This is a genomic window from Arthrobacter pascens (genome assembly GCF_030815585.1).
Classification (GTDB): Bacteria; Actinomycetota; Actinomycetes; order Actinomycetales; family Micrococcaceae; genus Arthrobacter; species Arthrobacter pascens_A.
Genome location: NZ_JAUSWY010000001.1, coordinates 3,666,440 through 3,680,272 on the forward strand (window position 1 = coordinate 3,666,440; position 13,833 = coordinate 3,680,272).

General features: G+C 65.2%; 8 protein-coding genes and 1 tRNA gene. 3 read left to right on the forward strand and 6 right to left on the reverse strand.

Annotation, left to right across the window (positions count from 1 at the left end):
- Window positions 1–101 precede the first annotated feature (101 nt).
- From QFZ30_RS16880 to QFZ30_RS16890, 3 genes are all read left to right on the forward strand, one after another.
- Window positions 102–189, forward strand: a tRNA-Ser gene (locus QFZ30_RS16880).
- 178 nt (window positions 190–367) lie between these two features.
- Complete coding sequence (locus tag QFZ30_RS16885) at window positions 368–1,177, forward strand: VOC family protein (RefSeq protein WP_307078158.1); 810 nt, start codon at window positions 368–370, stop codon at window positions 1,175–1,177.
- A 370-nt stretch (window positions 1,178–1,547) separates the two neighbouring features.
- On the forward strand, window positions 1,548–6,107 hold the full coding sequence (locus QFZ30_RS16890; RefSeq protein ID WP_307078160.1) for an ExeM/NucH family extracellular endonuclease: 4,560 nt from the start codon (window positions 1,548–1,550) through the stop codon (window positions 6,105–6,107).
- A 157-nt stretch (window positions 6,108–6,264) separates the two neighbouring features.
- On the opposite strand, the gene QFZ30_RS16895 is transcribed toward QFZ30_RS16890, so the two are convergent.
- From QFZ30_RS16895 to QFZ30_RS16920, 6 genes are all read right to left on the reverse strand, one after another.
- Complete coding sequence (locus QFZ30_RS16895; RefSeq protein WP_307078162.1) at window positions 6,265–7,605, reverse strand: LLM class flavin-dependent oxidoreductase; 1,341 nt, start codon at window positions 7,603–7,605, stop codon at window positions 6,265–6,267.
- Entirely contained in the window at window positions 7,602–8,552 is a 951-nt protein-coding gene (locus tag QFZ30_RS16900) for a TauD/TfdA dioxygenase family protein (protein ID WP_307078164.1), read from the reverse strand. Before QFZ30_RS16900 ends, QFZ30_RS16895 begins: the two co-directional genes overlap by 4 nt.
- Window positions 8,553–8,584: 32 nt before the next feature.
- Window positions 8,585–9,505: an ABC transporter permease gene (locus QFZ30_RS16905; RefSeq protein ID WP_307078166.1), complete on the reverse strand. Its 921-nt coding sequence runs from the start codon at window positions 9,503–9,505 to the stop codon at window positions 8,585–8,587.
- Window positions 9,505–10,383: an ABC transporter ATP-binding protein gene (locus QFZ30_RS16910; protein ID WP_307078168.1), complete on the reverse strand. Its 879-nt coding sequence runs from the start codon at window positions 10,381–10,383 to the stop codon at window positions 9,505–9,507. Before QFZ30_RS16910 ends, QFZ30_RS16905 begins: the two co-directional genes overlap by 1 nt.
- On the reverse strand, window positions 10,380–11,483 hold the full coding sequence (locus QFZ30_RS16915; protein ID WP_307078169.1) for an ABC transporter substrate-binding protein: 1,104 nt from the start codon (window positions 11,481–11,483) through the stop codon (window positions 10,380–10,382). Before QFZ30_RS16915 ends, QFZ30_RS16910 begins: the two co-directional genes overlap by 4 nt.
- Window positions 11,484–11,878: 395 nt before the next feature.
- Window positions 11,879–13,804: an FAD/NAD(P)-binding protein gene (locus QFZ30_RS16920; protein WP_307078171.1), complete on the reverse strand. Its 1,926-nt coding sequence runs from the start codon at window positions 13,802–13,804 to the stop codon at window positions 11,879–11,881.
- Between the last annotated feature and the right edge of the window lie 29 nt (window positions 13,805–13,833).

Genomic DNA, 13,833 nt, shown 5'->3' on the forward strand with positions numbered 1-13,833 from the left:
CTCCCGTTTCTTGCTGACTCGTGTTCCAGAACCAGTGTGCACCGGACGCGCCCAGACTCTGTTTTGTTGCAGCCAACTGCCTATGAAACACTACTCGTTAGGGAAGGTTGTCCGAGCGGCCGAAGGAGCTAGTCTTGAAAACTAGTGTGCGGTAACCCCGTACCAAGAGTTCGAATCTCTTACCTTCCGCGAATGGAACCCCGGTACGCCAGCATGGCTGGCATACCGGGGTTCTTCGTTTTAGTTTTCCCCGGTTAACCTGCTGTTCCGTTGAAACTGTCAGTGCCCCGGCATAGGGTCATTCCTGTCTCCACCACCCACTCAAGTACAGCGGACATCGGTCCGCCCAGAGAACCAGGAGTCCACCATGCCTTCACCAGAGATTACGCCCGGCGCACCCTGCTGGATCGACCTCATGACATCTGACACTGAAAAAGCCCGGCATTTCTACGGAGAGCTGTTCGGCTGGGAATTCGAAGCCGGTGACCAGGAAAAGTACGGCGGCTACATCACGGCCCGCAAGAACGGCAAGACCGTTGCCGGAATCATGCAGAAGGAAGCGGACCAGGCGGGCATGCCGGACGTCTGGGCCACCTACCTCCGCTCCGACGACGCTGCCGCTACGGCATCCGCAGTCAGCACCCACGGCGGGCAAGTGTACGTGGAGCCCATGGATGTTCCGGAACAGGGCCACATGGCCTTCTTCGGCGACGCCACAGGAGCAGCAATCGGCGTCTGGCAACCCCGCGAAATGAAGGGCTACGAGCTGGTTGCCGAGACCGGCGCGGCCGCCTGGCACGAACTCCACGCCAAGGACTACGACGCCGCCGTGAAGTTCTACCAGGACGTGTTCGGCTGGGACACGGACGTCATGAGCGATACCCCGGAGTTCAGGTACACCACCCTGGGCGCCGGCGACTCCGCCAAGGCCGGCATCATGGACGCCTCCGCGTACCTGCCTGAGGAGGTGCCCTCCACGTGGCAGATCTACTTTGCGGTGGATGATGCCGATGCTTCGATCGATAAGGCCGTTGGCCTGGGGGCCTCGGTCATCGACGGGCCAGACGACTCGTCCTTCGGACGCCTGGCCACACTGGCGGACCCCACGGGGGCAATGTTCAAGATTGTGGCGGACAACGCCCCCGGCAGCACGGAATCACAGTCCGCCGGAGCCTGAGACTGGCGCAACCACGGTCTGTTACACATAAGTAAAAACTTTCGAGGAAATCCCGGCCGGCAGCTTTCAAAAAAGCTACCGGCGGGTATTCTTTGTGATGGCCGGCGCGTGGGGTGTGCGGGCCATCACAACGCACTGCTGACAGCATCATCGGGACCGGCGCCGCTGGGGCTCCGGCCAGGTGGCGGCACGTTTCGCTGGGATGTTCCGCCGAATGCACGCGCAATCAATCCTGCGTTCATTCAGCGCTGTTTTGATGTGCCGGACACCGCTTGACCAGGAGCAGGGTCCGGGCCCCTGTCCGTTGGTACACGCCGGACACATTCCATCGCGTCCCCTAGCCGGGACACCCTCACGAAAGTCGGAGCGGATGCACCATACATCTTGGAAAGTAGCGCTGGGCACAGCGTTGTCCGCGGGGCTCATCGCGGCTCCGCTGGCAGCCATACCGGCGGCAGCGGAGGTCTCAGCAGCGGAGGTCTCAGCCGCGGCAGGAACCTCGCCCGTTGTCATCAACGAGGCCTACCTGAGCGGCGGAAGCGCCGGGGCGGCCTACAAGAGCAAATTCGTCGAGCTCTACAATGCCTCCGATGCGCCGGTTTCCCTGGACGGCTGGTCCCTCCAGTACCGTTCGGCCACCGGAACCGGAGCGCCAGGCAGCGTGGCCGCCCTGACCGGATCCATTCCGGCCAAGGGGCACTACCTGGTGCAGGGCAGCAGCAACGGAACCAACGGAGTCGACCTCCCGACTGCGGACGTTGTTGCCACGAACCTGAACTTCCAAGGCTCAAGCGGAACGATTGTGCTGGCCAGGCAGGCCACTGCTGTCCCGCTCGCAACCGGCTCCGTCATTGAGCCGGCCAACGTGGCCGACCTGCTGGGCTACGGCACCTCCAACACGTTCGAAACCCAGGCCGCGAAGGCTCCCACCGTCAACACCGACGTCAGGAGCCTGAACCGCGCCGCCGGGGCGGACAGCAACAGCAACCTCGCAGACTTCGCAATGAACGCCAGCATCACCCCGACGGCGTCCGGCGGCACGGTCAACCCCGACCCGGATCCCGACCCCACGCCTGACCCGGTTCCCGCCCCCACGGCCCGGACCATCGCTGAAATCCAGGGCACCGGCGCTGCCAGCCCCCTCGTAGGCGCTACAGTGGCCACACGTGGCAAGGTTACCGCGGCGTTCCCCACTGGCGGTTTCGCTGGCTACTATGTCCAGACCCCCGGAACCGGCGGCGACCTCACGCCCGCCAACCACGCGGCGTCGGACGCTGTTTTTGTCTACTCCCCCGCTACGGCAGGTTCAGTGCAGATCGGCGACTTCGTGGAAGTCACCGGCGCCGTCTCGGAACACTACGGGATGACCCAGGTCAGCGTGGCGGACGCCGCCGGCCTGGCAAAGCTCACTGAAGCTGCCCCTGAGGTCAAGGCCACCAACTTCTCGCTCCCCGCCGTTGAAGGCTTCCGCGAGGCCCTCGAAGGCATGCTGCTCGCCCCGCAGGGGCCGGTCACTGTCACGGACAACTACTCGCTGAACCAGTACGGCGAAATCGGACTGGCCGGCGGCACGGGCCCGCTGGTCCAGCCCACCGCCGTCGCCCGCTACGGTTCCGCTGAATACAGCGCAGCCGTGGCGGACAACGCCGCCCGCGGCATCAAGCTGGACGACGGCTCCACCACCAACTTCCTCAAGGATGCCGCCACAAAAGCCCAGGTGCTTCCGTACTTGACAACCAGCGATCCTGTCCGGGTGGGCTCTCCGGTGACGTTCAAGACCAACGTGGTGCTCAGCTACGCCAACAACGCCTGGAAGTTCCAGCCGCTGACCCACCTCACGGACGCTAATAAGGGCACCGTCCAGCCGGCCTACTTCGGCGCCACCCGCTCTGACGCTCCGGCAGCAGTGGGCGGAAACCTGAAGATCGCCTCCTTCAACGTGCTGAACTACTTCCCCACCACGGGTGACCAGCTCACCGGCTGCACGTACTACGAGGACCGGGATGGCAACCCCATCACCGTCCGGGGCGGCTGTGACGCCCGCGGCGCCGCCAACGCAGAGAACTTCAAACGCCAGCAGGACAAGCTCGTCAGCGCCATCACTAAGACCGGTGCCGACGTCGTCTCCCTGATGGAGATCGAGAACTCAGCCCAGTTCGGCAAGGACCGGGACGACGCCCTGGCCAGGCTCGTGGAGGCACTCAATATCGCCACCCCCGGCATCTGGGACTACGTCCGCACGCCAGCGAACGCTCCCCCGCTGGCAAACGAGGACATGATCCGCACCGCGTTCATCTTCAAGAAAGCCGCCGCTGAGCCCGTGGGCGAGTCCATCATCCTCAACGACACAGTGGCCTTTGCCAGTGCCCGCAAACCGCTGGCCCAGGTGTTCAAGCCGGTGGGCGCGCCGGACGACAAGAAGTTCATCGCCATCGCCAACCACTTCAAGTCCAAGGGTTCCCCGCCGCCGACTGACCCTACGGACACGGACAAGGGCCAGGGCGCGTCCAACCTCGCACGCACAGCGCAGGCGAAGTCCCTCCTGGACTTCGCAACGCATCTGCAGGCAGACAAGGGCACGGACAAGGTGTTCCTGATCGGCGACTTCAACTCCTACGCCGAGGAGGACCCGCTCAATGTCCTGACCGACGCTGGCTACGTCAACCAGGACGGGAAGGCCAAAAACAGCGACGGATCGGCCAAGCACTCCTACCTCTTCGGCGGCCTGGTGGGCTCCCTGGACCACATCCTGGCTTCACCCGGTGCGGACGCTGTTGTTACCGGTGCCGACATCTGGAACATCAACTCCGTGGAGTCCGTGGCTCTGGAGTACAGCAGGTATAACAACAATGCGACCGACTATTACGCCCCGGACCAGTACCGCGCCAGTGACCACGATCCCGTGGTGGTGGGCCTGGACCTGCCCACGTCGCCGGCAAGCGTGGAGCTGAACTTCCTGGGCATCAACGATTTCCACGGCCGCATCGACACCAACACCGTCCTGTTCGCCGGGACCATCGAAAAGCTGCGCGCAGCCGCATCCGGGCCCACCGCGTTCCTGTCGGCCGGCGACAACATCGGAGCCTCGCTGTTCGCCTCCGCCGTGGCCAAGGACCAGTCAACGATCGATGTCCTGAATGCCTTGGAGTTGAAGGCTTCCGCGGTGGGCAACCACGAGTTCGACGGCGGCTGGGCAGACCTGCGCGACCGTGTCATCGCGGGCGGAAGCAACGCCAAATTCCCGATGCTCGGTGCCAACGTCTACAGGAAGGGCACCACGGAACCGGTCCTGCCCGAGTACACCGTGCTGGACATGGACGGCGTCAAGGTGGCGGTCATCGGCACGGTCACCCAGGAAGTACCCTCCCTGGTCACGCCTGCGGGAATCGCGGACCTTGAGTTTGGCGATCCGGTGGACGCGATCAACCGCGTGGCGGCCCGGATCACGGCGGAGAACCTCGCTGACGTGATCATCGTCGAGAACCACGACGGCGCCGGGTCCGGGACGCCGGACGGCGCCACCCTTGACGAGGAACTCGCAGCAGGCGGCCCCTTCGCCAAGCTGGTCACCGAGACCTCAGCAGACGTGGACGCCATCTTCAACGGCCATACGCACAAGGAATATGCCTGGGACGCACCTGTTCCGGGCGTGGAGGGCAAGACCCGTCCGATTGTCCAGACCGGCAACTATGGCGAAAACATCGGCCAGATCCGGCTCGCGGTGGACACCGGCACCAAGGAAGTGACTGGCTACCAGGCCGGGAACGTCAAGCGGACCACGGATGCCGCCGCCGGCCTGGTGGCCGCCTACCCGCGCGTCGCAACCGTTGACGCCATTGTGAAGAAAGCCCTGGCGGACGCAGCCGTGATCGGCAACCAGCCGGTGGGCGCGGTGACTGCCGACATCACCACCGCGTTCACCCCGGACCCCGCAGGCGGACCGGCCAAGCGCGATGACCGTGCCAGCGAGTCCACGCTGGGAAACCTGGTGGCGGACTCCCTGCTGGATTCGCTTCAGTCCGCTGAGCTTGGCGGCGCCGAGATCGGCGTGGTCAACCCTGGCGGCCTCCGCAACGAGCTCTACTACGCGCCCGACGGCACCATCACGTACGCGGAGGCCAACTCGGTTTTGCCGTTCGTGAACAACCTCTGGACCACGTCCCTGACCGGGGCGCAGTTCAAAACGCTCCTGGAGCAGCAGTGGCAGACCAACCCGGACGGCACGGTTCCCAGCCGCGCCTACCAGCAGCTGGGCCTGTCCAAGAACATCAACTACACCTACGACGCCGGCCGCGCCGCGGGTGACCGGATCACCTCGATCCGGGTGGGCGGTGCCCTCATCGATCCGGCGAAGTCCTACCGGGTGGGCACGTTCAGCTTCCTGGCTACCGGCGGTGACAACTTCCGGGTCTTCAAGGAAGGAGCCGGCACCAAGGACTCCGGCCTGGTGGACCGCGACGCCTGGATCCGGTTCCTCCAGGAGCACAAGCCGGTTTCGCCGGACTTCGCCCGCCGGACCGTTGCCGTCACCAACACGACGGCCGCCGAGGTGAAGTCCGGAGAAGCCATCACGCTGGGCATCTCCAAGCTGGACCTCACGTCCCTGGGCAGCCCCGTCAACACCTCGCTTGCCGCGGTGTTCACCGACGCTGCCGGTGCTGCCACAGCTCTCGGGACGGTGCCGGTTTCGGCCGGTGCGGCGACGGTGAGCCTCGCCGTTCCCTCAGGCGCAGCCGAAGGGACAGGCACGCTGACCCTCACAGCGGCCGAGTCCGGGACGGTGGTCAAGGCCGACGTGAAGGTGGCAGCCAGCGGACCCGTTCCGCCTGTCTGCAAGGCTCCCGTTCCGCCTGCAAAGTGGTACGACGCCCTGGGCTGGATCCGCTACGCCATTGCCTGGATCCAGTACCAGCAGTGCCTTCGCGGGTAGCTCCCGCCCGTTTTAGGCAACAAGAGGTGCCCCTCCCGACTGAATCAGTGGGGAGGGGCACCTCTTTCATCCGAGTTTCTGTCCACATAATCGCCCTTTTGAGGCCTTTACCTGCCAGTACCTGGACAAAACCCGGGCTTTTGGGACCGGGGCCCGGTCAGGCCGGCTGCGGCACCCGCTCAAAGGAGTTGGCCGGCTTGGCCAGTCCAAAGTGCTCCCGCAGGGTCTGCCCCGTGTACTCCCGACGGAAGAGTCCGCGGTCCTGCAGGATGGGAACCACCTGGTCCACGAAGGTTTCCAGTCCGGAGGGCAGCACGGGCGGCATGATGTTGAAGCCATCCGCCGCCCCGGCCTGGAACCAGCCCTGGATGGCGTCTGCCACCTGCTCCGGCGTGCCGGAGAACGTCCGGTGCCCGCGGCCGCCGCCGAGCCGGCCGATGAGCTGCCGCACGGTGAGGCGTTCCCGCCGAGCCAGGTTCACAATCAGCGTGTACCTGCTTTTGGCACCTTCGATTTCATCCTCGGACAGGAGGCCGTCCGGGAGTTGGGCGTCCAGCTGCAGGGACTCCGGTGAAACCCGCAATAACCCGGCGAGTTGGTTCCGTGCGTGCTCCGGCAGGATGAGCTCATCGAGCTCCCGCTCGAGCCGCAGCGACTCCTCCTCCGTGCTGCCTATGACTGGAACGATGCCGGGCAGGATCTTGATCGAATCCGGATCCCGGCCGGCCGCTGCTGTCCGCTGCAACAGGTCTGAATAAAAAGCCTGGGCATCCGCCAAGGTCTGGTGCGCTGTGAAGACGGCCTCAGCATACCGGGCGGCAAAATCCTTCCCGTTTTCCGAAGAGCCTGCCTGCACAATCACGGGGTGTCCTTGAGCGGATCTCGGGACGTCCAAGGCGCCCTCCACCTGGAAGTGCGTGCCCCTGTGATTGGCCGGATGCACGCGGGAACTGTCCGCCCAGACGCCCGCCGCCTTGTCGGCCACAATAGCGTCGTCCTCCCAACTGTTCCAGAGCTTCTTGGCCACGTCCAGGAACTCCGCGGCACGCTCATACCGCTGGGAGTGCGCAGGCTGACCGGCCAAGGAGAAGTTCTTTGCCGCCGCATCCCCCGCAGTAGTCACGACATTCCAACCGGCCCTGCCGCCGCTGATCTGGTCCACGGAAGCGAAGCGCCGCGCCAGGTTATACGGTTCGTTGTACGTGGTTGATGCTGTGGCAATGAGCCCTATCCGCTCTGTGACGGCCGCTATCGCCGCAAGCAGCACCGTGGGTTCCAGGCCCCCGTATGGCCGCTGGGCCACGTTTCCGTGCAGGACCGGCGAGTCGGCGAAGAAGATGGAGTCCAGCTTCCCGCGCTCGGCTGTCTGCGCCAGCCGCTGGAAATGCGCCACATCCGTACCGGCGTGACTGTTGCTCTCCGGCAGCCGCCACGATGCCTCGTGATGGCCGGTGCTCATCAGGAAGGCATTGAGGTGAAGCTGCCTCGGCGGGGTCATCGCTGAACCCCGGCGGACACAGCATCGTCAAGGACGACCGTCTCAGAGTAGGCGGACGAATCACCCTTGAGGGAGGTGCTGCTGCGGCCGTCCACTCCCCGGGGGATATCGCCGGCGACCGTCACCCGGTTGAGCTGGCGGGCCTGGCTGTCGTAGTTGTCCGGCGCGTAGTGCTGGGTAATGCGGTTGTCGAAGAGGACCAGCTGGTTCGGTTCCCAGTTCACCCGGACCACATTCTCCGGACGGGTGATGTAGGCCTGCAGGAGCCGGAGAATGTCCTTGGACTCCGTGTTGGACAGGCCGACGATCCTCAGCCGCTGGGCGAATCCGCCGATGAACAGTCCCTTTTCACCTGTGAGGGGATGCACGCGGACCACGGGATGGGCCGTTTCGAAGTGGATGCGGGTGAACTCTTTGCGGCGTTCCTCGGCGTTGGCGTGTTCCAGGTTTTTGGGCACCGAGTAGTCATAGTCGTTGGTGTGGATGGCCCACAGGGTGTCCGCGAAGTTGCGCAGCTCGTCCGGCAGGTCCTGGTAGGCACCGGCCGAGGAGGCGATCAGGGTTTCACCGCCGTAACTGGGAAGGGTGATGCTGCGGAGGGTGGACGCCTGGGGCGGGTTCACCACAAACGTCACGTCCGTGTGCCAGTTGTTGGCACTGCCGTTTTCGCTGTCCACCGGAAGCACCGCGGGCTTGCCGTCCACGGAAGCCACTGTGGGGTGGGCGTTGGTGAGTGGGCCGAAGCGGCTGGCGAAGCGGACCTGGGCGTCGTCGTCGAGCACGTTTGCTTCCCGGAAGACAAGGGCCTTGTGGACGTTCAGGGCTTCCCGGATCTGGGCGATGGTGGCGTCGCTGAGATCAGCGCTCAGGTCCAGTCCGCGGATTTCTGCGCCGATGCGGGATCCCAGTTTGGTGAATTGGAGCTTGGTTTCAGTGATGACGGTCATGGTGTTTCCTTTGCAGTTCAGAAGGGACGGATTCAGGAGGTGGAGCCGACGGCGGTGCGCCAGCGGGAGAAGTGACGTTCCAGTGACACGAGGAGCAGGTTCACCAGCAGGCCCAGCACGGAGACTGTCAGGATGCCGGCGTACATGTCCGGGATGAGGAAGCTCATCTGTGAATTGACGATCAGGTAGCCCAGCCCGGCCTTCGCGCCCACCATCTCGGCCGCAATCAGCACCAGGATGGACGACGTGCCGGCCATCCTGATTCCGGTGAAGATGGTGGGCACCGCGGACGGCAGGATCACTTTCTGGAAGAGCCGGAAGCTGTTCAGGCCCAGGGACTTGGCAGCCCTGATCAGCAGGGGGTCCACGGTTCGGACGCCGGCAATGGTGTTCAGCAGGACCGGGAAGAACGCGGCATAGGCGACGATGGTGATTTTGGATTCCTCGCCGATTCCCAGCAGCAGGGTGAACACCGGGAGGAGCGCCAGGGTGGCCGTGTTCCGGAAGAGCTCCAGCAACGGGTTCAGGAACGAATTCAGCCAGCCGTACCAGGCGATCAGGAGCCCCAGCACCACAGCCGAGACGACGGCGATACTGAAGCCGGACACCGAGCGGGAGAGGCTTGCCTGAAGGTGGTTCTGCAACTGGCCGGATTCGACGAGTTTGGCTCCGGCGGACAGTACCTCGTGCAGCGGAGGCAGGAATACGCGGGTGGACGGACCTGCCAGGTACAGCGGACCCACCTCCCAGAGCGCGAGGAACAGCAGGACGGCGAGCGATTTCCATCCTGCGCGGCCTGCGCGGCCGGCGAGGGCGGAAAGCCCTCCCGCGACCTTCTGCCGGTCCCCCTCGGGAGGCCGCTCCGGAGCGGAGTGTCCGACGGCGGCACCCGCCTGGGCAGATGCGGTGTCCGGTGATTTCAATGCAGTTGATTTGGTCAGCACTGCGGTCATCAGGCGGCGCTCCTTTCATGTGGCTGTTCGTCGGGGGCGGTGCCGTCCGGGAGGATCTTCCTGTGGCCGGAGTCCTGGGCCAGGCGGACCTCGTCGTGGAGCAGGGACCAGACCTGGTGACGGTGCTCCACAAAGGCGGGATGCGAGCGGATGTCCGCGTCGCCGTCGCGGTCCGGGATGTTAATGTCCACGATTTCCTTGAGCCTGCCGGGGCGGGCGCTGAGCACGGCCACCCGCTGGCCCAGGTAGACGGCCTCATCGATCCCGTGGGTGATGAAAACAATCGTCTTGCCCGTTGCTTTCCAGATCCGCAGAAGCTCGTCCTGGAGCTGTTCGCGGGTCTGCGCGTCCAGCGCGGCGAACGGCTCATCCATCAGCAAAACGTCCGGCTCATAGGCCAGGCTTCGAGCGATGGCCACGCGCTGCTTCATGCCGCCGGACAATTCATGCGGGTAGCGGTCCTCAAAGCCGGCCAAGCCCACAAGGTCAAGGAACCGGCTGGCCGTCTGGGCACGCTGTTTCCGGGACAGGCCTTTGTTCTCCAGGCCAATGGAGACATTGGCGGATGCGGTGCGCCATGGGAACAGGGCGTACTGCTGAAACACCACCGCCCGGTCCTGTCCGGGTCCCGTCACTTCCTTCCCGTCCACCAGGACCTTCCCTGCGGTGGGGCGGGACAACCCGGCCAGCAGGTCCAGGAGGGTGGTCTTGCCGGAGCCGCTGGGACCTACAAGGGTGAGGAACTCGCCGTCGGCCACGTCCAGGCTGAGGTCATCGAGCGCCGTGAGGACAGACGGTTCGCTGTTCCGGCGAGGGCCCTTGCCCTGGCGGACGACGAACTCCTTGGTGACATTCCGGAGGCTGATTTTGGGGGTCATGGCTGTCCTTTCGATGTTGTGGCCGGGGCCGCGTCAGCCAAGTCGTTGAACTTGTTGGTGTAGAGCTTGTTGGTGTCGAGATCGCCGGTGATGATGCCGGCTGATTTCAGGTAGTCGGCCCAGCGGGTGAAGTCGTTGTCCTGGATCCGGCCGCCGGTGGAAGCCACGCCAACGCTCTTCCAGTACTTGAGTGCTTCAGGACTCTCATTGCGGCCGCGCTTGGCAAGGATTTCCTCGAACTTTGCGATGACCTCCTCCCGGTCGGTGGTGCGCTCCCATTCGATGGCCTTGGCGACTCCTGTCACCACCGTCCGGCTGGTTTCCGGGTTCTGTGCAATGAAGTCTTTGCGGAGGACGTATTGTCCGGCGTCGAAGGGACCGCCCAGGACACCAATGTCGGTGAACAAGGCCCGTACGCCGCCTTCGGCGAGCGCCCGGTCCTGGAGAACACCGCCAAGAGTCCCCACGTCCACCTGTTTCTTGCGGAGGGCCACCTCGGTTTCGTTGGGCGGAACCACCACCAGTTGCACCTGCTTGATCTCGTCGGGAGTCAAGCCGCTGTTCTTCAGGTGCGTGGTGATCACAGCCTCATGGTGGGCACCGAGGGTGTTCACGGCTACCTTCTTGCCGATCAGGTCCCTGGCGGTCCTGACGGGGCTGCCCTCCTCCACGTAATAGCCGGTGAAGGTCTGTGCGTCCTCGCCGTAGTAGTTAATGACGGCCTGGACGGGTGCGCCTGCTTCGATCAGCTTGATCACGGCCCCGGTGAACGCTCCGCCGATGTCTGTCTGGTTGGTGGCGACGGACTGGATGCTCTGCGGTCCGCTGGTGGTGTTGCTGACCCACTCGAGCTTGACGTCGCCCAGGTAACCAAGATCCTCCGCGAGTTCCAGGAGGGACACGTTGTTGGGTGAGCCCTGGTAGCGGACGGTTTTCACTTCCTCTCCCGCGGCACCCGCCACGCCAGACTGGGCTGTTGCCGGGCCGCCACAACCGGACACCACCAGCGAGACCGCGGTGGCAGCAGCCACGGCGGTTGCCACGGCAGCTGCCCTGCCTGCGGCGGAGATGATTCCTGCGGGTAAGAGTCGGTTCTTCATGGCGGATTCTCTCTGAATTTCGTGCGGTGGACCGGGCCGGTCTGGCTCGTGTCCACCATCAGAGCAGAGATGAATCTCAGCCAGAAGAGCCACGTTAACGGGGGGAAACCGCAAGAAACCGGGAGTAATCGGGCTCCGCGGGGCGTCGCACGGAGTATTCCGGACGCATAAGGAAACGACGCGGAATACAAAGAAACGCAGCGCAATGCGCCGCCATGATTTTCCGCCAACCAGGACCCGCCGCTCAGTCCAAGGAAACATTCCGGCCCGCCGCCGGGAGGGTTATGAAGCTAAGACTGCGTCCGGCTACTGCCTGTGACGCAGCCGGAACTGGCCGCAGCCGTGGCCGGGCGGCAAATATTTCTCGCCGCCACCCGCAGTATTACCTGATCCGGTCAGCGCCCCAGGATGGCGCGGGCGATTTCGTCCGCGTCGCGGAGGGTGCGCTGGCCGCTTCGGTAGGCAGGGCCGCCCGGCTGGACTGCCTCCGCGGCGATGGCTGTGCCCCACTGGGCCGCCGAGAGCTGCAGGCCCAGCACATACAAGCCCGCTACGACGGAGCCATTGGAAGCAACCGGGCGGTAAGGATGAGGCCTGACGTCCAGGCCCGTGGCCTGGACAGGAGCACCCTCCGCCGTCATCATCAGCCGCGACCGCACCAGCCCGTCCGCCAGGAGCTGTCCCAGGAGCGGCGAGGCACTGGCGGATACGCGGTTGGTCGGCGCGAGGGCCTCAACCATGGTCTTCGCCATCCTGGGCGGACTCTTCACCCACGGGGAAGCCGCTGTGAACACTCCCATCCGACGGTCGATTCCGAACTTGGGGTCTGGCCCCACAAAGCTGACCACACCGGCGCGGGCCAGGGCGGCCAGCTGCTCTGCGCGCAGGGCGGGCGGCCCGCTTGCCAGGCCTTCCACATACGACTCAAACCAGCCCCGGAGCCCGGCGACCCACGACTCATCGGTGATGCCGCCGTCGGCCACTGCTGTTTTCAGGACTGCGCGGCCGTGATGGAGGGCGCCGATGGCCATCTTGAGCGGGTCCTGCTCCCCCAGGGCGGACCGGCGCGCGTCATCGAGGAGGTAATCCACGACGGCGGCATCGAGTTCGGCGTGGGAGGCGAACGTCCGGCCCGCCAGGGGCGATGCGAGCCCCAGCAGGTCCAGCCGGTGCCGCGGCCCCACATGGACGGCAAGGACGCTCTCCACAGCTTTCTCCCAGTTGGCCGCGCTGTGGGCATGCGGGCGGAGCGCTTCCTCAAGGTCCGCCAGGAACGCGGACGGATCAGGAACCGCCCCGGGCTGCGAGCGCACCAGCGTTGAATAGTAGGCCCACAGTGTGTCGCGGTGGAGCAAAGGCCAGAGGTCATGGTCGAACCCGGGGCGGACACCGGCGGCAGCAAACCGCTTCAGCGCCGCGCCGGTGAGGTAGCGCAGGTTCACCGACGCCGGGTAGTACCCGTTCAAGGCCGCCTTGGTGCGGTATGGGGTGCCTCGGCGGGACGCAGCGATGAGCAGCGGCTCCTGGCCGGACGGAACATACTCAAGAAGGGGCCCGGAGTCGATGAACTTGCCGCCCCGGCCCTCGGTGAGCTGGCCCATGGCGTCGAAAAAATTCAACCCCATGCCCCTGACGAGCACCGGTTCGCCTGCCGGGACCTCGGACCAGTCCACGTCCGCCGGGATGGAAGGCGGCAGGTACCGCAGGCCCAGCTGCCCGGCGGAGGATTGCAGCTCCCGCTGCTCGGGGTTGAGCCGGGAGGGAACGTGGCCGAGGGCAAGGACCACGGAGTCCACCGTGAGGGAGGCGCCGTTAGCGAGTCCGACGTCGAACGTTCCGTTGGCGGACGGGCGCACCGACAGGGCGGACGTTTCGTGGAACACGATCGTGACGCCGTCGGGCACCTGACCCGTCAGCTCCTCAAGGGTGCAGCGGAGGTACCGGCCGTAGATGGCACGGCTGGGAAAGTCCCCGGAACCCAGTGCGGCGAGCTCGGACCGTTCGTCGGCGGTGAGCGTCGGCAGCGGATCGCGCTGCTGCCGGGCCCGCCACAGGTCAAACGTGGTGCCGGCCACCGGAGGTGCCAGCAGTGGATCCTCCGGAATGACCGTGGGATAGAAGGACTGCGTGTTCATCAGGTACAGCCGTGACTGGTCCGGCTGCCACACATGCCCCGGGCCGGCCGGGTAGGGATCAATCACGTCGATGTGGAGAATGGATCCGGTGCGGACGGCGCAGTGGGCGAGCAGGCGCTCCAGAACGCTGGTACCCCGGGGGCCGGCGCCGATGATGGCTGTCCGGATTCTCTGCGATTTACCCACGGCATCCAGAGTATCGGCATGTGACTTGG